Source organism: Streptomyces sp. NPDC008092, from assembly GCF_042957285.1.
In the GTDB taxonomy this organism is placed as follows: Bacteria; Actinomycetota; Actinomycetes; order Streptomycetales; family Streptomycetaceae; genus Streptomyces.
Genome location: NZ_JBIBHY010000001.1, coordinates 165,911 through 186,868, shown reverse-complemented (window position 1 = coordinate 186,868; position 20,958 = coordinate 165,911). Strand labels below are relative to the sequence as shown.

Here is a 20,958-nt window from a genome sequence, read left to right as displayed (position 1 = left end):
GGGGTTCCCCCCAGCGCCCCTTTAGGGCGGGGTACCACACCCCGTGACACAGAAACCGACGAGACGGGTACATACGTCCGCATGACAGCCGAGCGAACCGCCCTCACCGTGCCGACAGCCACCTACCGACTCCAGCTCCAGCCCGGCTTCCCCTTCTCGGCCGCCGAAGCCGCCGTGCCGTATCTCGCCTCGCTCGGCGTCTCCCATCTCCACCTCTCCCCCGTCCTGGAGGCCGTCCCGGGATCCACCCACGGGTACGACGTCGTGGACCACGCGCGCGTGCGCGAGGAACTCGGCGGCGAGGAGGGACTGCGGGCGCTGTCGCGCACCGCGCGGGACCACGGCCTCGGCCTCGTCGTCGACATCGTGCCGAACCACATGGCGATGTCCCCCCGGCACAACCACGCCCTGTGGGAGGTGCTCCGGGAGGGCCCCAAGTCGCCCTACGCGCGCTGGTTCGACGTCGACTGGGAGGCGCAGGGCGGGCAGCTGCTGGTGCCGGTGCTGGGCGGGCCGGTCGGCGAGGTGCTCGGGGAGCTGGTGGTCGACGGGGACGTGCTGCGCTATCACGAGCACGCCTTCCCGCTCCGCGACGGCACCGCGGACCTGCCGCTGCCGGAGCTGCTGGACGCCCAGTGGTACCGCCCGGTGTGGTGGCGGCTGGCCCGCACCGAGCTGAACTACCGCAGGTTCTTCAGCATCTCGGAGCTGATCGGGGTGCGGGTGGAGGACCCGGAGGTGTTCGAGGCCACCCATGCCAAGATCCTCCAGCTGCTGCAGGAGGGCGTGGTGGACGGCCTGCGCGTCGACCATCCCGACGGCCTCGCCGACCCCGACGGCTATCTCGCGCGGCTGCACGAGGCGACCGGCGGGCGCTGGACGGTCGTGGAGAAGATCCTGGCCGACGGCGAGCACCTGCCGCCCGGCTGGGCGGTCGCGGGGACCACCGGGTACGACGCCCTGCGGCACGTGGACGGCCTGTTCACGGATACCGCGGGCGCCGGTGAACTGGTGAGCGCGTACCGGAGGTTCGCGGCCCCGCAGACGGACCGGGGCGGCGACTGGGCGGCCACGGTGCGGCGGGCGGCGTACAAGGTGATCACGCACGAGCTGGCAGCCGAGACGGACCGCCTGACGCGGGCGGCCACGCGCCTGTGCGCGACGTCGCCGGATCCCGCGCTGCGCGACCGGGCGCCCTGGGCACTGCGCACCGCGCTGCAGGAGCTGCTGGTGCGGATGCGGGTGTACCGGCCGTACGCCTCCGGTGACGCGGCCGCCGTGGTGACCGCGGAGGCCGCCGAGGAGGCCCGGCGGGCCTTCGTGGTGCCCGCGGAGGGCGGGGCGGTGGACGTGGTGCGCGGGCTGCTCCTGGCGGGGGACGGCCCGGGGCGCGCGGAGTTCCGGACGCGGTTCGCGCAGACCGCGTCGGCGCTGCGGGCCAAGTCCGTGGAGGACACGGCGTTCTACCGCTACGTGCCGCTGCTGTCGGCGACCGAGGTGGGCGGCGACCCGGGCAGTCCGGGTGTCCCGCCCGACGTCTTCCACGCGTACTGCGCGCGCGTGCAGCGCGACTGGCCGCTCACCGGGACGGTGGTGTCGACGCACGACACCAAGCGCAGCGCCGACGTGCGGGCCGCGCTGGCGGTGCTGACGGAGTGTCCGGAGCGGTGGGCGGACATGGTGGCCGAGGTGACCCGGGACGAGGAGGGGGTACCGGACGCGCAGCTGGCCTGGGCGGCCTGGCAGACGGTGTTCGGGCTCGGCCCGGCGGAGCCGGAGCGGGTGCGGGGGGCACTGGTGAAGCACGTGCGCGAGGCGGGCCTGTACACGAGCTGGACGGAGCAGGAGCCGCCGTACGAGGAGGCGGTGGTCTCGTTCGTCGCGGCGGGGCCGTGCGGGGCGCCAGGAGAGCGCGTGGCGGCCTTCCGGGCCTCGCTGGGGCCGCATGTGCGGGCGAACGTGCTGGGCACGGCCCTGGTCCACCTGACGATGCCGGGGGTGCCGGACGTCTACCAGGGCACGGAGGGCGAGTACCGGGCGCTGGTGGACCCGGACAACCGGCGGCCGGTCTCCTTCCCGCCGGCGCACCCGGGCGAGAAGGACGTGGTGACCGCGGCGGCCCTGCGGCTGCGGGCGCGGCGCCCGGACGTCTTCGGCGGCACGGCGACGTACGCGCCGCTGGCCGCCGAGGGGCCGGCCGCGGCGCACTGTCTGGCGTTCGCGCGCTCCGGGGAGGTGGTCACGGCGGTGACCCGGCTGTCGCTGCGGCTGGCGGCCGAGGGCGGCTGGCGGGACACGGTCCTGCCGCTGCCGCCGGGGCGGTGGGCCGACGTGCTGGCGCCGGGGCGCGAGTTCACGGGGCACGCGCGCGTGGGCGAGCTCTTCGAGGGGCTGCCCGTGGCGCTGCTGGAGCGGGTGGAAGCAGAAGCAGAAGCAGAAGCAGAAGCAGGAGTAGGAGTAGGAGTAGGAGCAGCGGTCGATAACTGAGAGCGAAATTCACTCGTACGAGTGAATATGTGGCCGATCCGCCGGTTTGCTGAAACTCGCCGGGCGCGCACCGCGTCGGTTATCGGCGCGCGGAGCCGTTCCGCGCCCCGTAATGGCTTCGCACCCCCGCCCGGCGCCAACCGTCCCGTCGGCCGTCCGCACACGCCTCCGGGCGCCCCCTGGAGCCTCCCCCGGGAGGTTCTTGACAGTTCACCTATGCCGTGCGGGACTGGGGAATGCGAAGCCGGGCGGACAAGTCGGGGGTGAGTCTCCTGCCGGAGCTGCGTTACCCCAGTGTTCCCGAACTCGTCGCTACCGCCCGGGCGCTGGCCGCTCACCGGCCCGGCCTGTGCACGCTGCGGCAGATCGGCGTCTCCCGCGCGGGCAGACCGCTGCACCTGCTGTCCGTCGGACACGCCCGGCGGGCGGTCCTGGTGGTGGCGGGTGCCCACGCCAACGAGCCGACCGGGGGCGGCACCCTCCAGGTACTGGCCGAGCGGGTGCTGCACGAGCGGGAACTGCGGACCGAGAACTCCTGGCACTTCCTGCTCTGCGCGGACCCGGACGGGGCGAGCCTGCACGTCACCCCGGCCCCGCGCAGCCTGTTCGACTACCACCTCGGCTTCTACCGGCCGGCCGGCCCGGAGCAGCCGGAGTGGTCGCCTTCGGTGCTGCCGCCGGACCGGCTGCCGCCCGAGACCCGGGCCCTGCTCGGGGTGATCGACGAACTGCGCCCCTACCTCCAGGTGACCCTGCACGGCACCGATCTGGGCGGCAGCTGGGTGCAGCTGACGAGGGACGTGCCGGGGCTCGCCGAGCCGTTCGCCAAGTCCGCGGCGGAGCTGCACATCCCGGTGGAGACGGGCGCCTCGGACGCCGCGGGCTGGCCGCACTCCGGGCCCGGGGTGCGGGTGATGCCGGGTCCGGAGACGGGGGTGGCGTACCCGAGCATGCCGGACGACGCACGGCACAGCACCTGGTACCACGCGCACCGCTACGGCGGTCTCACGGCGGTGGTCGAGGTGCCGATGTGGGCGAGCGACCTGGTCGACGACCCGGCGCCGCACCCGGCACCGGCGGCGGCAATGCGGCGGCTGGCGCGCCGGCTGCTGCGGGACTCGCGGGAGGTGGAACGGGTGCTGGCCGAGGCGCTGCCCCGGCTGGACGGCCTGGGCGGCCTGGACGGGCCGCTGCTGCGGGCCGCCCGGTGGGCGCTGGGGCTGATCCCCGGCCTTGCCGAGGACTGGATCCAGCGGCCGCCGGTCGACACCACGATGGCCTACGTCGGCAGCGTGGACGCCTTCGGGCGGCGGCTGCCGTTGCGGGCCGCGTCGATGCTGCTGCGGGTGCTGCGGGAGGCTGACGACCGCGCGGCGCCGAGGCTGGAGGAGCTGGTGGCCGCCTGGTGCGAGGCCTACGGCGAGCGTTTCGGGGCCCGCTGGGTGCCGCTGGAGCGCCAGGTGGAGCACCAGTCCCGGACGGTGCTGGCGGCCGCGCAGCACGCGCGTGAGCAGGCGGCGTGAGGTCCGGCCCCGGGACCCGGTCCTGGTGGACCCGGTCCCGGGGGGCGGCACGCCGCCCTCGGGCTCAGTCGTCCAGGGCGAAGACCGGACCGGTCCGGGCCGCCATCTGGCAGGAGTTCGAGAACGTCTCGCGGTACTCGATCGGCCGGCCGTTCCACTGCCCGCTGGCCTGGGCGGTCACCGGGGCGTAGATCATCGGGCACAGGGCGTCCGTGGCCGGGGTGACGCGGGCGATGTCACCGCCCGCCGCCGCGAGCTCGGCGCAGGCCTCGGCCGCGCGGGAGTACCCCTGGGGCGGGTCGCAGAGCAGGACGGCGCCGTGTGAGTCGCCGGACTGGCTCTCGCCCCTGCTGACGGTCAGGTACAGGTAGTCGCCGCCGCTCGTCCCGCCCGGCGCGGCCTGGGCGGGGCCGCCGGCGAGCAGGGCCGCCGCGGCCAGCAGGGCGGCGCCGGCCGCTGTCGCTTTGCTGAGTTGTGTCATTCTCCGTGCATCGGCACGGCGGGCTCGCTCCCCCAGCCCGACTCACCCGATCGGGCACGTACGCGCGCGTGGCGGTGGGCCAGCTCGAAGGCGCTCAGGACGATCCGGGTCTGGTACTCGGCCTGGCGTGCGACCGGGATCCAGCGCGCGCCGAGGGCGTCGTGATAGTCCGCGCACCAGGTGTCGATCAGCCGGTCCAGGTCGGGCAGGGCGGCGGCCGGGTCGTGGCCGGTGCTGCGCAGGAGCTGGTGCAGCATCCCGGCGGTGCGCAGGGCCAGCCGCCGCCCGGCGATGCGCAGGGCGGCCAGGTGGGCGGAGCTGAGCGGGGGCAGCGGGCGGGCGCTGCCGGCGTCCGTGTCGGGGTCCCAGGCGTCGGCGAGGCCGGGGCAGACCAGCAGGTAGTCGTCGACGGGCGCGAGCAGCCGGGCCGCGTCCGGCGCCGCGGACAGCTGCGTCCTGACCCGGGCCAGGATGCCGTCCAGGAGGTCCGTGTCGCGCCGCAGGGTCCGGCTGACGGAGCGCAGCGCCGCGTCCCGGTCGGCGGGCGGTGTGCCGTCCTGGACGGCGGCCACGCCCCACATGGGCGCCTCGACGATGGCGGTGACGGTGCCGTGCCGGTACGGGTGGAACCAGGTGGACTCGACGGCGGCCTCGGTGATGGCGGCGGCCAGGTCGCCGTGGCGGGGCGGCGGGACGCGGTAGACGGCCGGGCCCAGGGTCGGCCAGTACAGGGTGTCGTAGGCGCCGAGTTCGCGGGGGATGCCGAGCCGGGTCGCGGTGTGCGCGAGGCGCCGGTCGAGGCCCGGCAGCTCGCGGGTCAGCTCGACGAAGCCGCCGCCGACGTCGACGCCGTGCAGCGAGCACTGGAGGAAGGGCCGCAGCTCGTCCTGGAGGTCGAGCAGTGCCCGGGTCTCGGGCAGCGCGGCGGCGGCCGCCCCGTCGGGCAGCCACTCCGGCTGCTCCAGGAAGCCGGGCCGGAAGAAGTTCCGGAAGTAGTGGCCCAGGGTGTACGGCCCGGCCAGCCAGCCCTCGTTGCGCCGGGCGCCGTCGGGGTCCAGGCACAGCAGCAGGTCCCAGGTGACGTCGGCGTCCTCGGTGCGCCGCGAGTCGGCGAGGAGCCGGTCGGCGAGGCGCAGCACGGTGGCGCCGCCGACGGGTTCGTTGGCGTGCGGGCCTGCGACGACGAGGGCGTGCCGGGTGCCGTGACCGATGGAAAGCAGCCACATCGGGGTGCCCGCGCGGGAGGTCCCCGCCCTGCGCAGCCGGGCGTCCCGGGGACGGTCGGCGACCAGGGCGGCCGCCCGCGAGGCGAGCTCGTCGACGGACGGGTAGCGGAGGAGGGGCGGCAGGTCACACCTCCACAGAGCGGCGCCGTCGATTCACATGGTGTGCATGGTGTACGCACAGTCAGTCACGACTCGGGAGGTACGTCAACACCGCGAGGGACAAACACTTTTCAGCCATCGCGCGGGACCCGCCCAGGTGGCGGCGGACCGGCCCGGGCTCAGTCGCTCGCGAGCCGGAAGGCCATCCGGCCGAACGCGACCTGGTCGCCCTCGCGGACGACGGCGGCACCGGTCACCCGGCGGCCGTTCACGGTCGTGCCGTTGGTGGAGCCGAGGTCCCTGAGGACCCACAGGCCGCCCTGGCGGCGGAGTTCGGCGTGCACCCGGGAGACCGTCTCGTGGTTGAGCCGCAGCCCGTTGGCGGGGTCGCGGCCGATGCGCAGCGGGTGGCCGTTGCCCGGATGCGGCAGCAGCAGCTTGGGCAGCCGCTCGGCCTGCCAGGCCCGGCGCAGCCGCACGGTGAAGCCGGAGACGGCCTCGACGGTGCCGAAGAGCACGCGCGCGAAGCGGTTCTCCTGGGGCAGGTCGGCGGTGAGCGCGGCGAGTTCGTCGGCGCGGCGGGCGGCGAGCGCCAGCTCCATGCGGCGCACGAACGTGTCGTGCGACAGCCGTCCCATGGCGACGCCGTCACGCAGCACGCTCAGCGCCTTGTCGCGCTCCGCGTCGGACAGCCGCGCGGGGTAGGTGTGGAACTCGAAGGACGACGTCACGCTGCCGATTCTGGGTCAGTGAACCCCGGGTGTCCAGAAAACGGGAGAACGGCCGTCACGCGCGCGTACGTACGGCGACACCCGTTCCGCAAAGCCGGGATTCAAAGCGGATTGATCTCTTTTCACGGCACGATGGACGCACTACCTCACGATGAGCCAGACGAAGGGGACCGTCCGTGCAGTTCGAGGTGTGGGCACCGCAGGCAGACCGTGTGACGCTCCATTGCGACGGCGCCACGCGCGCGTTGGAGCGCGACCCGGAGCGGTCCGGCTGGTGGACCGGGGAGGCGGACGCCGAGGACGGCACCCGGTACGGGTTCGCGCTGGACGACGGCCCGGTGCTGCCCGACCCGCGCTCGCGCCGCCAGCCGGACGGCCCGGACGGGCTCAGCGCGGTCGTCGACCACGAGCGCCACGAGTGGCGGGCCGCCTGGCCGGGGCGGGCGCTGCCCGGCGCGGTCCTCTACGAGCTGCACGTGGGCACGTACACCCCCGAGGGCACCCTGGACGCGGCCGCCGACCGTCTCGGCCATCTGCGGGAACTGGGCGTCACGCACGTCGAGTTGATGCCGCTGTGCCCGTTCCCCGGCCGGCACGGCTGGGGGTACGAGGGCGTCTCGCTGTGGGCGGTGCACGAGCCGTACGGCGGCCCGGAGTCACTGAAACGCTTTGTCGACCGGGCCCACGGGCTCGGCCTGGGTGTCGTCCTGGACGTCGTGCACAACCACCTCGGCCCGTCCGGCAACTACCTGCCCGCGTTCGGGCCGTACTTCACGGAGACGCACCAGACGCCCTGGGGCTCCGCCGTGAACCTGGACGCGCCCGGGTCGGACGAGGTGCGCGCCTATCTGCTGGGCAGCGCGCTGGCCTGGCTGCGGGACTACCGGATCGACGGGCTGCGCCTGGACGCGGTGCACACCCTGCGGGACACGCGCGCGTGCCACTTCCTGGAGGAGCTGTCGGCGGCCGTGGCCGCGCTGGCGGCCGAGTCGGGCCGGCCGCTGTTCCTGGTCGGCGAGTCCGACCTGAACGACCCGCGGGTCATCACCCCCCGTACGGAGCACGGGTTCGGCCTGGACGCGCAGTGGAACGACGACTTCCACCACGCCCTGCACGCCGCGCTGACCGGCGAGTCCCAGGGCTACTACGCCGACTTCGCCCGCGCCCCGTTCGCCGCCCTCGCCAAGACGCTCACCGGCGGCTACTTCCACGACGGCACGTACTCCAGCTTCCGCGGCCGCCGGCACGGCCGCCCGCTGGACCGGGCGCGGGTGGCCGGGCACCGGCTGCTCGGCTACACCCAGACCCACGACCAGATCGGCAACCGCGCCCAGGGCGACCGGCTTTCGGCGGCCCTCTCCCCCGGCCTGCTGGCCTGCGCCGCCACCCTGGCCCTGACCGCGCCCTTCACGCCGATGCTGTTCATGGGCGAGGAGTGGGCCGCGGGCACCCCCTGGCAGTTCTTCACCGACCACACGGACCCGGACCTCGCGGAGGCCGTACGGCGCGGCAGGCGGCGGGAGTTCGCGGCGCACGGGTGGGCCGAGGAGGACGTGCCCGACCCGCAGGACCCGGCGACCCGGGAGCGGTCCTGCCTGGACTGGTCCGAGCCGGAACGCGAGCCGCACGCGCGCGTGCTGGCCTGGTACCGCCGCCTGCTCTCCCTGCGCCGCGAGCAGCCGGACCTCACCGATCCCGATCTCGCCGACACCAAGGTGGCGTACGACGAGGCGGCACGCTGGCTGGCGTTCCGGCGCGGGGACGTGCGGGTGGCGGTGAACCTGGGCAAGGAGCCGGCGGCGATCCCGCTCGGCACGGGCAGGGTGGAGGTCCTGGCCGCGTGGGACGCCGTGGCGGCACCGGACACGGACGGGGTGCTGCGGGTGCCGGGCGAGTCGTGCGTGGTCCTGACCCAGGCCTGAGCCCGACCGAGTCCCGGGAGAGGCGCGAGCGCCGGCCGACCCGTTACAGCTCCTCGTCGTCCTCGGTGTCCTCGCGCAGTTCCGTCACCCGCTCCAGCAGGATCGCCTCCCAGGCGCGCCGGAGCTGGGTGCGGAGCAGCGGCAGGGGGCGGTCGTCGCGGCCTTCGAGGCGGTCGGAGAGGCGGATGACGGTGTCGCAGCGGGCCAGCCACAGGCCGCGCAGACAGGGGCGGGCGCCGTAGCCGGCGAGGGTCGCCGCGCGGACGGCCGCGCCGGAGCCGACCGCGAGGGCGAGCCCGGCGATGTCCTCCGCGGGGTCGCCGACCGCCGCGCCGGTCCAGTCGAGGACGCCGCGCACCCTGCCGTCGGCGCTGACCACCAGGTGCTCGCCCTTGAGGTCGTGGTGGACCAGGACGGCGGTACCGGGCTGGGCGGCGAGCTGGGCGGCTCCGGGCGGGGTGAGCTGGAGCAGGCGGGCGGGGTCGAACTCGTCGGCGGCGGCGAGGCGTTCGGCGGCGGGCACGGCCATCCGGCGCAGCGCCTCCAGGGAGCGCGGCGGGGTGCGCGGCACGCCGAGCGTCTCGGCCTGCCGTACGGGCACCTCGCGCAGCCCGGTGAGCAGGCCGGCCAGGTCCGCCTCGCCGACCGCGGAGACGTCGTGCTGCTCCGCCGTGCCCCCGGGGATCACGGTGTCCAGCGTGTACGTCAGCCCCGGCGCCCACTCGCCGTGCGCCACGCAGGCCGGGACCGCGACCGGCAGGTGGGGCCGCATCAGGTCGCGCAGGCGCAGTTCGCGGCGCCGGCGGACGGAAGCGTCCCGGTCGGGGGCGAGGCGCAGCACGTGCCGGGTGCCGACCCACCAGGTGGAGTGTTCACCGCCCTCCGCGACGGGCCGCACCTCGGGGCCCGAGGCGCCGTCCGCGCTCTCCTTGAGCAGCGAACGGACCAGTCGGCGGACGGTGTCCGCGGTGGGAGTCGGTGCCTGGGTCATGGATCGCGCCGTTGCCGTTCCGGATGGGGTGGGGGCGAGCGGATGGTGCCGGGACCGGGTCGGTCAGCCCACGACGACCATCTCACGGGTGGTGTTGTTGAAACGACGGCCGCCGTCCTCGGTCACCGTGACGATGTCCTCGATCCGCACCCCGAAGCGGCCGGGCAGGTAGATGCCCGGCTCCACGGAGAAGCACATCCCGGGCACGAGCGGCTGTTCCTCGCCCTCGATCATGTACGGCGGCTCGTGCGTGGTGACGCCGATGCCGTGCCCGGTGCGGTGGATGAAGAACTCGCCGTACCCGGCGCCGGCGATGACCGCGCGGGCCGCCCGGTCGACCTCCTGGCAGGCGACGCCGGGGCGTACGGCCCGGAAGCCTGCCTCCTGGGCGGCGCGCACGATGTCGTGGACCTCGCGCTCCTCGGCGCCGGGCGGGCCCACGTGCACGGTGCGGGTGGTGTCGGAGCCGTAGCCGTCCTTGAGGCCGCCGAAGTCGAGGACGACCATGTCGCCGTCCTGGATGACCCGGTCGCCGACCTCGTGGTGCGGGTTGGCGCCGTTGGGGCCCGAGCCGACGATGGTGAAGTCGACCTGGTCGTGGCCGAAGCGGCGCAGCAGGTCGGCGAGGTCGTGGCCGACGTCGGACTCGCGGCGGCCGGCGAAGGGAACCTTGCGGATCTCCTCGAACGTCGCGTCGGCGGCCGCCCCGGCGGCGGCGAGGAGTTCGAGTTCGGCCGCGTCCTTCACGGCACGGAGCATGGGCAGCGCGTCGGTGAGGGAGGCGTAGGACGTGCCGGGGAGCGTCTTCTGCAGGCCCAGCAGATGCATGGCCCAGGCGTTGTCGCTGATGCCGAACCGGCCGGTCGCGTCGAGCAGGTCGGCGGTCACGGCGTAGGGGTCCGTGCCGTCGGTCCAGTCCCGCAGGGACAGCACGGCCGCGCCGTCGGCCTTCTCGGCGTCGGGGGCCTCCAGGGTGGGGACGATCAGGACCGGGTCCCTGCCGGGGGCCAGGACGAGGAGGGTGAGCCGTTCGGTGACCGCGGTGGGGGTGTAGCCGGTGAGCCACACCATGTCGGGGCCGGGGGCGATCAGGAGGCCGGCGAGTCCGGCGTCCGCCGCGGTGTGCGCTGCGCGCGCCATGCGGGACTTGTAGTCGCCGGCGGTGAAGGGGGCGGCGGTGCCGGTCATCCAGGGCCTCCTTGCGCGGGTGAGGCGGGTGAGGGTGCCTCCGGAAGCATCCTGCCGGGTGCGGCGGGGCCGCGCGAGCCGGTTCGGGCGAAGCCGCCGTTGCGGGCTGGGGTTGTGGTGCCGGTGCAGGTGGGTCGTGGCGGGTCGCGCAGTTCCTCCCCCAGCCTTCGGCCGGGGGTACCCCCAGCGCCCCAAAGGGGCGCGTCCGTGCGGGCGTTCTCACGTGACGACGCCCGGCACCACGGTCAGCTGCTGATACCCCCCGCTCGTGTGCCGCACCGTGAGCTTGGCCTCCCTGCCCGGCGCGGCGTCGGCCACCGCCCGGACCAGGTCGGCCGCGCTGTCGATGCGCCGGTCGCCGAACTGGAGCAGGACGTCGCCGCGCACCAGCCCCGCCGTATAGCCCGGCCCCGGCACATGGACGCCCGTCACCAGCGCGCCCACCTTCTCGGCGTCCACGGCCTCCACGCCCAGGGTCGCGGCGGCCGCCGGCGCGGGGGCGGGGGTGGCCGGGGGTGCGGGGCGCGGTGTGGCCGGCGGGGTCTGCTGCCGCAGTTCCGCCAGTCTGCTCATGCCGATCACCGTGGCGCCCACCGTGCCCAGTCCGACCCCGGACAGCACCAGGACCGTGCCGACGAACGATCCGAACAGCAGGGTCCTGATGTGGCGGCCGCGCCGGCGTGCGGCGTGCGGGCGGCGGGCCGGGTCGGGTGCGGGGCTGTCCCCGCGCTCCTGACCGGGGATCGGCTTGGGACGCAATGCGGTCTGTTCCATGGTTCGCCTCCACCCCGAGCCCTACCCGGCGCACGCGGGCGCGACGAGACACGAACGAGTGAGACTGGATGCGGGTCGACGGCGGGAAGTCCTAGCCCTCACCTGCGCCGTGGGCACCGTCGAGGAGGCTCGCCACCAGGTCCGCCGCCGCTCCCGTGGGGGTCCCGCCGTACACCAGTTCCACCCGGTGGACGAGGCGCGGTTCGGTGACGGGGACCGCGACGGTGCCGGGGACGCCGGTGGCCGTGCGCAGGGGCAGCAGGGTGAGGCCGTGGCCGGCGGCGGTCAGGGCGGTGAGGGTGCGGACGTCGGAGCCGTCGTAGCGCAGGGCCGGGCGGAAGGCGCCACCGCCGGTCGCGGTGCGCAACTGGTCCAGCGGCGGGGCCGCGTCGGGTGCGTCCAGCCAGCGGGCGTCGGCGAGGTCGGCCAGGCGCAGGCCGGGGCGGCGGGCGAGCGGGTGCCCGGCGGGCAGCAGGACGGCGACGGGTTCCTCGCCGGCGCCGTGCGTGGTCAGGGGCGCCACGTCGGGCAGCCGCAGGGGATCGCTGGGGGCGGCGAGGCCGTCGAGCAGGCCCAGGTCGGCGGTGCCGGTGGCCACCGCGGCCGGGATCCCGTCGCGGGGCAGGACGCGCAGGGTGACGCCGTCGGCGGGGAGCGCGGCGAGGACGGCGGGGCCGAGTGCGGTCGGGGTGGCGGCGAGGGTCAGGCCGGGCGCGGGTGCGGCGGCCATCCGTACGACGTCCGCGCGGGCCGCCTCCAGGCGGAGCAGCAGCGGGGCCGCGTGTTCCAGGAGCCTTTCGCCGGCCGCCGTCGGGGTCACCGGACGCCGGGTGAGCAGAGGGGCGCCGAGGTCCTGTTCGAGGGCGGCGATGTGCTGGGAGACCGCGGACTGGGTGTAGCCCAGCTCGCGCGCGGCCTCCGAGAAGGAGGCGAGGCGGGCCACGGTGACGTACGTGCGCAGGAGGTGCGGGTCCATGCCGCACAGGATGGCATCAGCGACGCTTATCGAGAGTGCACCGATCATCGTTGGACGTGAACCGGAGCGGGCGCCCAGTATGGGCCCATGACGAACTCCGCAGCTCGGACCGCCACGGTCGCCCTGGTCGGGGACCGCTCCCCCAACGTCGTCTCGCACACCCGGATCCCGCTCCTCCTGGACGCCCTCGCCCGGCGCGACCGGCTGGTCCTCGACGCCTACTGGGTCCCGTCCGGGGACGCCGAGGACGCGGACGCGGTGCGCGGCTTCGACGCGGTGTGGGTGCTGCCGGGCAGCCCGTACCGCAGCGAGGCGGGCGTACTGCGCGCGATCCGCACCGCCCGTGAGGAGGGCATCCCGTTCCTGGGCACCTGCGGGGGCTTCCAGCACGCGCTCCTGGAGTACGCCCGCAACGTGTGCGGCCTGACCCGGGTCGCACACGCCGAGAACGACCCCGACGCCGAGGACCTCCTCATCGAGCCGCTGGCCTGTTCGCTGGTGGGCCACGAGGCCGCGGTGCACGTCGAGCCGGGCACGCTGGCCGAGTCGGCGATCGGCTCGGGGCGCACGGTCGAGCGGTATTTCTGCTCGTACGGCCCCACCCGCCACCTCGACACCCTGCGCGCCCACGGGCTGCGGCTGTCGGGCCACGACGAGGACGGGCATGTCCGCGTCGCCGAACTGCCCGGGCATCCCTTCTTCCTGGCGACCCTTTTCCAGCCGGAGCTGTCGGGTGACGGCTCGCGCCCGCATCCGGTGGTCCGGGCGCTGGCCCGGGCGGCGGTCGCCCACGCCGTGGAGCGGGCGCGCGCGTCGGTGTGAGGCGGGGCCGCCCCGGCGGGAGCCGCGCGGCGAGCGCCGTCAGCCGACCGGAAGCACCGGAGCGAGCGGTGGGCGGTCCGGGACGAAGCCGTGGGTCCGGCGGGCGAGGTGGTCCGCCTGGTAGCGCTCGACGTGCTGGTGCCAGTTGAGGATGCCGGCCATCCAGTTCTGCAGGTCGCGGACGTAGGCGTCCACGGCCCCGCGCGCCTCGGCGGAGAGCTCGAAGTCGTCGTACACGACCGGGAGTTCGCTCGCCACGACGTGTTCGAACTGCTGCATCCGCTGGGTCATCAGGTCGTTCACGACGTGGAGCGCGGTCGGGTAGTCGACGCCGAAGAAGTTCTGCACGACCAGGATGGCGTTGTGCAGCTCGCCCTCGTACTGGATCTCCTTCTGGTACGAGAAGACGTCGTTGACGAGCATGCCGTAGTCGATGGCGGCGTTCTCCAGGGAGCGCACCGGGCCGCTGCGGTACACCTCCGGGGGAATCGCGGGGCCGTGGCCGCGGCGGGCCAGACTGAGGGTGAGGTCCGAGCCGAAGGTGGACCGGCGCATCTCCAGGTAGTCGACCGGGTCGGGGATGCGGTGCTGGAGCTGGTTGGACAGCTCCCAGAGCCAGCTCTCGGTCATCCGGTCGACGGACTCCTTGAGAGCGAGCCGGTCCTCGGGGCCCATCCCGGCGGTGGTGCGGGCCCACAGGTCGGTCAGGCCGCGTTCCATGCCGGTGGCCGGTACCGGCACGGGCTCGTCGGCGAGGGGCATGCACGCCGAGAGCCGGGCCGTGGCGAGCCGGGCGCCGGCCAGGTCGCGCCGGGTGCCGAAGCAGAGCGGGTAGTAGTCGTCGGCATAGGTGCCCCAGGCCAGCCACTGGGCGCTGAGGTCGAGTTCCCCGGGGCCGGCGTCGGGGTCGAGGCCGGCGGAGCAGAGCACGAGGTCGGAGGCGGCGAGCCGGTCCTCGTCCCAGACGCCCTCGGAGAGCATGCCGGTGCCGTGCATCCAGGCGGTCAGGCGGGGCCGGGCGGCGTCGAGGTTCGGGTTGACCTCGACCTCGTACGGCATGTGGAAGTCAGGCAGGAGGGAGGGGCCGACCTGCTGGAAGGGCACATGGGAGTAGGCGCGCAGGCGCTCCGCGGCGGCCGCGGCCAGTAAGGCCCCGACGTCCGCGGCGGAGGTGCCGGCGCCGGTGAGCTGCTGCCAGGGCGAGGCCGGGACGGCACCCTTGTTCATGTAGCGGCTGGAGCGCAGGTGCCATTCATGGCCGCCGGACTGCCAGTCCTGCAGGCCCTTGGCGTAGGCGGCGATCGCGGCGGCCTGGCCGGGGGTGAGGCCCTTCTCGGCGGCGAGGGCCGGGACTTCGGTGAGGGCGGTGTGCTCGAACTGGTGGAGGCGGGAGGTGAGGATGTCGTTGACCGCGTCGGCGGCCTCCTGGGTGGTGCAGCCGAAGAAGGTCTCCAGGACCAGCACGCCGTTGCTGTTCTCGCCCTCGTCCTCCACCTCGCGCTGGTAGGAGAACAGGTCGTTGCGGAGGTGGACGGCGTCGGCGAAGGTCTCCATGAGCACCCGGAGCGGCCGCGAGCCGGCGACGACGGCGGGCACCTCGGCCGTCGCGTACTCGACCAGCCCTGCCGACCAGGGGGCGCCGCCGACCTTGCGGCGCATCTCGATGTACTCGACGGGGTTGGCGATCCGTCCCTCGTTGATGTTGGACAGCTCCCACATCGACTCGTTCAGCAGGTTCTCGGTGGCGACCGAGAAGCGCCGCCGCCAGTCGACCGACATCGACGGCACCGTGCGCGCCCACAGGTCGGCGAGGCCCGCCTCCACCGGGTTCCGCGGTTCCGGCACGGGCGTCGCCGGGTCGAGCGGCATGAACAGCGGGAGCCGGTCGAGGTGGGCCTTGCCGGCGGCGCGGTCCTGGGTGCGCTTGTACATGTCGAGGAAGTGGTCGTCGAAGAAGAACACCCACACGTACCAGTCGGTGATCAGCGAGAGGGCGGGGCCGTCGCAGTCGGGGTGGGTGTAGCCGCACAGCAGGCCGTAGTCGTGTGCCTCCAGGTCGGCCTGGGTCCAGATCCCGGAACCCTCCAGCATCCCCATCTCGCGGGCCCACTCGGTGGAATGGGCCCGGGCCTCCGCCAGGTGCGGGTTGAGCCGCGCGGGATACGGCATGTAGAAGTGCGGGAGTTCGAACGGCTGCGTCATGGCCGGGGCCCTACCCGCGCGCCCCGGGGACCATCCGGCGCGTGGCACATGATCACACCATCGCGTGAACCGTGGCGGAATCCGGGAACTCCGGGCGGACAGGGCTCCTACGGCCCTTTCGCGGCGCGCGTCTTCGGGCCGCGGCCCTGCCGGGGCCCGTCTTGCCCGGACCCGCCGCAAGGGCCACGGTGGTCGCATGACCACCTCCGCAGACGGCGGTGAAGCCCCGCCCGTCCCCGATGTGTTCGATCCGCGCCGGTACGCGGTCGCCGTGCCGTACGCCGACTACCGGATCCTGCGCGACCACCACCCGGTGGCCTGGCAGCGGGAGCCGGAGGTGCTGGGATGGCCGGCCGGGCCGGGGTTCTGGGCGGTGGCGCGGCATGCGGACGTGGTGCGGGTGCTCAAGGACCCGGGGACGTACTCGTCACGGCTCGGCGCGACCCAGATCCGGGATCCGGATCCGGCGGACCTGCCGTTCGTCCGGCGCATGATGCTGAACCAGGATCCGCCGGGGCACGGGCGGCTGCGGCGGACGGTGAGCCGGGCCTTCACGCCGGGGCGGATCGAGCGGTTCGGGGCGGCGGTCCGGGAGCGGGCCCGGACCCTGTTCGCCCGGGCGCTGGAGACGGCCCGGGCGGGGAACGGCACGGTGGACCTGGTGGCCGCCGTGACCGACGAGTACGCGCTGCTCAACCTCGCCGATCTGCTGGGGGTCCCGGAGAGCGACCGGGGACTGCTGCTGCACTGGACGCGGCGGGTGATCGGCTACCAGGACCCGGACGAGGCCGGGCCCGGGACGCTCGACGGCGAGGGCAGGCCGGTGAATCCCCGGTCGCCGGCCATGCTCGGGGACATGTTCGGGTACGCCCGGCAGCTCGCCGCGCACAAGCGCCGGAACCCGGCCGACGACGTCATGACGGCCCTCGCCCACGACCCGGAACTCGGCGACGGCGAACTGGAGATGTTCTTCTTCCTGCTGACCGTCGCGGGCAACGACACGGTGCGCTCGGCCGCCCCCGGCGGACTGCTGGCGCTGGCCGAACACCCGCGGTCGTACCGCCTGTTGCGCGCGGGGAAGGCCGGAGTGGACAGCGCCGTGGACGAGTTGCTGCGCTGGCATCCCCCGGTGCTGACCTTCCGCCGTACCGCCGCGCGGGACACCGAGCTGGGCGGGCGGCGCATCAGGAAGGGCGACAAGGTGGTCGTCCTGCACGCCTCGGCCAACCGTGACGAGCGGGCCTTCGCCGGGCCCGACCGCCTCGACCTCACCCGGGCCCCGAACCCGCACGTGTCCTTCGGGGACGGCCCGCACGTCTGCCTGGGCGCCCACTTCGCCCGGCTCCAGCTGCGCACGCTCTATGCGCAGGCGCCGGCCGCGCTGACGCCCGCGGGCCCTGCCGAGCGGCTCGTGTCGAACTTCATCAACGGGCTCAAGTCGCTGCCGGTGTCCCTGGGTTGACCTGGATCAGGGCATGGGTGCCGGCCGTGCGCCAGCGCTCCGCCCCGGCCGCGTCCAGGGCCGCCTCGGTGGCCGCGGAAAGCCCGGTGATCACATCGGACTTGAGGGTGCGCAGCGCCGCCACCGGGCCCGGGAACCAGGCGGTGACCTCGGCGAACGGGGTGGTCGGAGACCAGAGCCGGTCGCCCACCAGGCGACGGTAGTTGAGGTCGCCCTTGAAGATCGTCAGCGTCGCCGCGGCGAACTCGGCGCGCAGGTCGCCGGGCATGTCGGCGTACGGCAGCGGGGCGCAGGAGAAGGGGTGGGCGCGCACGGTGAGGCGGCCGTCGCCCATCGCCGACCAGAGGGTGCGGCCGTACCCGGCGGCGGCGCCCGGGGCCGCGGTCAGCCTGCGCAGGGCGTCGAGCACGTCGGCGGTCGTGGCGTCGGAGACGTAGTACGGGTAGGGCTTGATGTGCAGGACCGCGTGTGCGATCCGGCCGGTGTCCAGGAGGTGGGCGATCAGCAGCAGGTCCGGGACGAGTTCGCGGCCCGCGTTGTCGGCGACGAGGCACAGGGTGCCGCCGTGCAGCAGCGGCCACAGGACGGCGCTGTCGTCGGCGACCAGGGCGGCGACGGCCTCGCCCGACTCGGCGGCGGAGAGCCGGAAGCCGAGGTCGGCGCGGTTGCCCCAGAGGGAACCGTGCAGCAGGGCCTGGTCCGGGTCGCCGCCGAGGTCGTCCAGCGCGGCCAGTTCCTCGTCGGTCTCCTTGGCGTCGAGTTCGGCGAGCTTGACGGGGCGGAAGGGGTCGACGCCCTGCCAGGGGCCGGGGGCGAAGTAGCCGACGGCGTCCAGGAGGCGGCGGTAGAAATAGCTCTCCGACCAGAGCCACGGCACGTCGAACCAGGACCGGCCGGTGTAGGTGTCCAGGCCCCAGTCCCGCCAGCCGCTCGCGTCTGCGGGCAGCGGTTCGATCTCGCCCTCGGTGCAGTTGTGCAGCAGCGCGTCGAGGGCACGCTGCTGCCCGGGGCCGTACGGGAAGGCGTCCCGGACCTGGCGGATGATCGCGGGGTGCCGGTCGGCCAGCACGCTGTGCGGGAACGGGCCGGTGGTGCCGAGGATCACGGGCGGTTCGGCGGAATCGGGCATGAGCGCCACGCTATCGCGCGGGCCGCCCGGCTCCGCCGAACCGCGGGACGCCTGTCACGCCGCCCCACGCCGTGCCACCTCGTTCCTCACGCCGTTCTGATCTCGCGCTCCAGTTGGGTGGCGAGGGTCAGGTAGCGGGCGCGCCGGTGCACCGGGACCAGGCCGCGGATCATCAGGTACCACATCTCGGCGACCCTGCGCGGCAGCCGCCCCACCGGCTCCAGATTGCGGCCGGCGACCCGGGTGCCGACGAAGAAGCAGACCAGGGAGTGCGCGACCGCGCCGACGTCTATGTCCGGGTGCACGTCGGACTCCTTGACGGCGCCGAGGAGTTTGCGGGTGGAGAACTCCAGCCACTCGGTGAACGGGTGCCTGAGCGGCGGCCGTACGGTGACGTCCGCGGTGGCGAGGCGCAGGCCGGCGCGCGGGATCGGGCCGTCGACGGAGAGCCGGGCGATCGCGAACGTGGTACGCATCAGGGCTTCCAGCGAGGAGTAGCCGCGGCTGTCCATCTCCCTCACCAACTGGCTGGAGGTGCGGGACTGGAGCTCCATGATGGCGTGCGCCAGGTCCTCCTTGGCGGCGAAGTGGAAGTAGAGCGCCCCCTTGGTGACCTTCGCGTGTTCGACGATCTCGCTCAGGCTGGTGGATTCGTACCCGTGCCGGTCGAAGAGGTCGGCGGCGGCCGTGATGATCGTGGCACGGGTCTGCTCCGCACGTAACTGCCTCGCCATCGACTCGACGCTCCTTCACGGCTTCACGACTTCACGGCTTCAACGACGCCTCGGTTCCAAACCGACGGGGCATGCGGTTTGTTTCTTTACCCCGTGCACACGATAGCTCACCGTGCGGCAACGGGAGGCAACTGTGCGGACCTGACGGCGGACACGTGTAAGTCCCGCACGCGACCACGCGAACAGGGGTCCGCAGTGCACGAACGGACGAGATCGGAACGCACCCCTCCCTCGCGTTCGCGCCGGTTTCCGCGAGCGGCGCGGCCGACCGGGCGGCCATCGATGATCGCCACGATACGAGCCGCGCGGTTGGTTCTCAATGGCGCCCGGAAAGTCGGCAAAACGGACGATCCAGTCGGTGGCGCGCACTTCGACCGGCCCTGTGACCAACCGAGCTGAACGGTGCGGCGCCGATTCCCGTACTCAACTCGGCAGAAGCCCGTACCCGTGCCCGCCGAGGAGAAGTCCCGCATGACTCGGACGACCGCCCGCCTGAGAGTCGCGGGAGCCGCCGTCGCGGCCCCGCTCCTGCTCCTGTCGTGGGCGGCGGGGTCCGCCCGGGCGCACGGCGCGCCCACCTATCCCGTCAGCCGGGCCTACGGCTGTTCCCCCAGCGGCGGCAGCGCCGCGACGGCGGCCTGCAAGGCGGCGACCGCGGCGAGCGGGCAGAACTTCGTCGCGTGGGACGACGTGCGGGTGGCGGGGGTCGACGGCCGGGACCGGCAGGTGATTCCGGACGGCAGGCTGTGCAGCGGCAGTCTGCCGGCGTACAAGGGGCTCGACTTGGCGCGCACGGACTGGCCCGCGACGGAACTGGCCCCGGGCGCCCGGATGACGATGACGTACGCCGCGACGATCGCGCACTCCGGCACGTTCAGGCTGTATCTGACGAAGCCCGGCTACGACCCGGCGAAGCCGCTGACGTGGTCCGAACTGCCCGCGCAGCCCTTCGCGGAGATCAAGGACCCGCCGCTGACGAACGGCGCGTACCACTTCGGCGCGACCCTGCCGAGCGACCGGACGGGGCGTCAGGTGCTGTACACCGTCTGGCAGACCAGCAGCACGCCGGACACCTACTACTCGTGCTCCGACGTGGTGTTCACGGCGAAGGAGACGTCGTCGAAGGGGGCGTCGAAGAAGGGAGCCGCGAAGGACGCGGCAGCGGGCGGGCAGAAGGACGGCGGTGCGACGGCGGGCGCGAAGGCGCGGTCGAGCGGGACGCCGGATCCCGGCGCCTCGAAGAGCGGTGCCGCGCGGGCACAGCGGACGGCGGCCGCGACCCCGGTCGCCCCAACGACCGCGACCACCGCCGCCGACAGCACTCCCGTGGCCTCCGACACGGACCCCGGCTCGGGCCCGTCGGCGCCACTGGTGGCGGGCGGCGCCGCCGCGGTGCTGGTACTCACCGGCGGCGCCGCCCTGGCGTTGCGTCTGCGTCGACGCTAACGACCTTTGTAAGAAGGTCAGTTGACGAAGACGGCCGCGCCGTTGTCACTGACCGGGGCGTACTTGGCGGTGAAGTAGCCGGCGGAGGGGCAGAGGATCGAGCCGGACGACTTCGCGAACGCCTGGTTGCTGAAGGCGAGGCTGTTGTCGGTGTTGGAGCTCGTGCCGGACAGGCTGGCGGCCTGGTAGACGCAGGTGATGCTGCCCAGCAGGGTGGTCAGCTTGACCGTGGTCTGGATGTTCGCGCCGCTCGCCGAGGTGACCGCGACCGTGCCGTCCGAGTTGACCGCGGTGGTGTACGGCAGGTTGTCGACCGTGATGCTGGAGACACCGGTCACGCCGACCACGTTGCTGGTGCAGCTGCTGAAGGTCTGCGCGGTGGCCGACTCGACGGCGGTGCCGGAAGCGGCCGGGTTGCTGGTGACCGTCGCGGTGAAGGTCGAGGCGGCACAGGTGATGCCGCTGGTGCTGGTGGCGCTGGAGTAGAGCGTGGCGGTGGTGCCGCTGGCCAGCGACGCGGTGAGCGTGTCGCCGACCGCGACGGCGGTGCCGCCGGCGCTGCCCGTGGTGAGCACGGCGCCGTCGGCGGAGGCCGGAACGGTGGCCGCGACCGAGAGGGCGACGACGGTACCGGCGAGGGCGAGGAGGGATCGCGTACGCATGCGGGTTGCCTCTTTCTTAGGGGGGTCCTGCGTGGGGTGAAGTGGGGGGTTCGGGGCGCCGAATGCGGCGCCGGCCGTTGCCGGCTCGTCACGCCTTCTCCGT

At 74.0% G+C, this 20,958-nt stretch carries 17 protein-coding genes; 6 read left to right on the top strand and 11 right to left on the bottom strand.

Annotated elements, in window-relative coordinates:
• Window positions 1–81 precede the first annotated feature (81 nt).
• The gene (treY, locus tag ACFZB3_RS00800; RefSeq protein WP_391367545.1) at window positions 82–2,487 is read left to right on the top strand and encodes a malto-oligosyltrehalose synthase; all 2,406 of its coding nucleotides are present in this window, start codon (window positions 82–84) and stop codon (window positions 2,485–2,487) included.
• A 263-nt stretch (window positions 2,488–2,750) separates the two neighbouring features.
• Complete coding sequence (locus tag ACFZB3_RS00795; protein ID WP_391369669.1) at window positions 2,751–4,010, top strand: M14 family zinc carboxypeptidase; 1,260 nt, start codon at window positions 2,751–2,753, stop codon at window positions 4,008–4,010.
• A 64-nt stretch (window positions 4,011–4,074) separates the two neighbouring features.
• Here the strand turns inward: ACFZB3_RS00795 and ACFZB3_RS00790 are convergent, their stop codons facing one another.
• From ACFZB3_RS00790 to ACFZB3_RS00780, 3 genes are all read right to left on the bottom strand, one after another.
• The gene (locus tag ACFZB3_RS00790) at window positions 4,075–4,491 is read right to left on the bottom strand and encodes an SSI family serine proteinase inhibitor (protein WP_391367542.1); all 417 of its coding nucleotides are present in this window, start codon (window positions 4,489–4,491) and stop codon (window positions 4,075–4,077) included.
• Window positions 4,488–5,855, bottom strand: a complete 1,368-nt coding sequence (locus ACFZB3_RS00785) for a M14 family zinc carboxypeptidase (protein WP_391369667.1) — start codon at window positions 5,853–5,855, stop codon at window positions 4,488–4,490. The genes ACFZB3_RS00790 and ACFZB3_RS00785 overlap by 4 nt, the downstream gene beginning before the upstream one ends.
• 140 nt (window positions 5,856–5,995) lie before the next feature.
• Window positions 5,996–6,547 carry an FHA domain-containing protein gene (locus ACFZB3_RS00780; RefSeq protein WP_391367539.1) on the bottom strand — a complete coding sequence of 184 codons (552 nt, stop codon included), beginning with the start codon at window positions 6,545–6,547 and terminating at the stop codon, window positions 5,996–5,998.
• Between the two features lie 176 nt (window positions 6,548–6,723).
• Between ACFZB3_RS00780 and treZ the strand changes: the two genes are divergently transcribed.
• On the top strand, window positions 6,724–8,469 hold the full coding sequence (gene treZ, locus ACFZB3_RS00775) for a malto-oligosyltrehalose trehalohydrolase (protein WP_391367536.1): 1,746 nt from the start codon (window positions 6,724–6,726) through the stop codon (window positions 8,467–8,469).
• Between the two features lie 43 nt (window positions 8,470–8,512).
• Here the strand turns inward: treZ and ACFZB3_RS00770 are convergent, their stop codons facing one another.
• From ACFZB3_RS00770 to ACFZB3_RS00755, 4 genes are all read right to left on the bottom strand, one after another.
• Window positions 8,513–9,460, bottom strand: coding sequence for a phosphotransferase (locus ACFZB3_RS00770; protein WP_391367533.1), 948 nt, complete (start codon window positions 9,458–9,460; stop codon window positions 8,513–8,515).
• 63 nt (window positions 9,461–9,523) lie between these two features.
• Entirely contained in the window at window positions 9,524–10,648 is a 1,125-nt protein-coding gene (locus ACFZB3_RS00765; protein ID WP_391367530.1) for a M24 family metallopeptidase, read from the bottom strand.
• Between the two features lie 219 nt (window positions 10,649–10,867).
• The gene (locus ACFZB3_RS00760; protein ID WP_391367528.1) at window positions 10,868–11,422 is read right to left on the bottom strand and encodes a PDZ domain-containing protein; all 555 of its coding nucleotides are present in this window, start codon (window positions 11,420–11,422) and stop codon (window positions 10,868–10,870) included.
• A gap of 91 nt (window positions 11,423–11,513) precedes the next feature.
• The gene (locus ACFZB3_RS00755; RefSeq protein WP_391367525.1) at window positions 11,514–12,398 is read right to left on the bottom strand and encodes a LysR family transcriptional regulator; all 885 of its coding nucleotides are present in this window, start codon (window positions 12,396–12,398) and stop codon (window positions 11,514–11,516) included.
• An 87-nt stretch (window positions 12,399–12,485) separates the two neighbouring features.
• On the opposite strand from ACFZB3_RS00755, the gene ACFZB3_RS00750 reads away from it, so the two are divergent.
• Entirely contained in the window at window positions 12,486–13,220 is a 735-nt protein-coding gene (locus ACFZB3_RS00750; protein WP_391367522.1) for a hypothetical protein, read from the top strand.
• A 39-nt stretch (window positions 13,221–13,259) separates the two neighbouring features.
• Here ACFZB3_RS00750 and cyc2 read toward each other — a convergent pair whose 3' ends face one another.
• Window positions 13,260–15,422, bottom strand: a complete 2,163-nt coding sequence (gene cyc2 / locus ACFZB3_RS00745; protein ID WP_391367519.1) for a germacradienol/geosmin synthase Cyc2 — start codon at window positions 15,420–15,422, stop codon at window positions 13,260–13,262.
• Between the two features lie 196 nt (window positions 15,423–15,618).
• Between cyc2 and ACFZB3_RS00740 the strand changes: the two genes are divergently transcribed.
• Entirely contained in the window at window positions 15,619–16,884 is a 1,266-nt protein-coding gene (locus ACFZB3_RS00740; RefSeq protein ID WP_391367516.1) for a cytochrome P450, read from the top strand.
• Here ACFZB3_RS00740 and ACFZB3_RS00735 read toward each other — a convergent pair.
• Complete coding sequence (locus ACFZB3_RS00735) at window positions 16,856–18,013, bottom strand: ARMT1-like domain-containing protein (protein WP_391367513.1); 1,158 nt, start codon at window positions 18,011–18,013, stop codon at window positions 16,856–16,858. The genes ACFZB3_RS00740 and ACFZB3_RS00735 overlap by 29 nt on opposite strands.
• 86 nt (window positions 18,014–18,099) lie before the next feature.
• Entirely contained in the window at window positions 18,100–18,747 is a 648-nt protein-coding gene (locus ACFZB3_RS00730) for a ScbR family autoregulator-binding transcription factor (RefSeq protein WP_391367511.1), read from the bottom strand.
• Between the two features lie 471 nt (window positions 18,748–19,218).
• Between ACFZB3_RS00730 and ACFZB3_RS00725 the strand changes: the two genes are divergently transcribed.
• Window positions 19,219–20,193, top strand: coding sequence for a lytic polysaccharide monooxygenase (locus ACFZB3_RS00725; protein WP_391367507.1), 975 nt, complete (start codon window positions 19,219–19,221; stop codon window positions 20,191–20,193).
• Window positions 20,194–20,210: 17 nt separating this feature from the next.
• On the opposite strand, the gene ACFZB3_RS00720 is transcribed toward ACFZB3_RS00725, so the two are convergent.
• A complete protein-coding gene (locus ACFZB3_RS00720; protein WP_391367504.1) occupies window positions 20,211–20,855 on the bottom strand; it encodes a Tat pathway signal sequence domain protein in 645 nt (214 codons plus the stop codon).
• Window positions 20,856–20,958 lie beyond the last annotated feature (103 nt).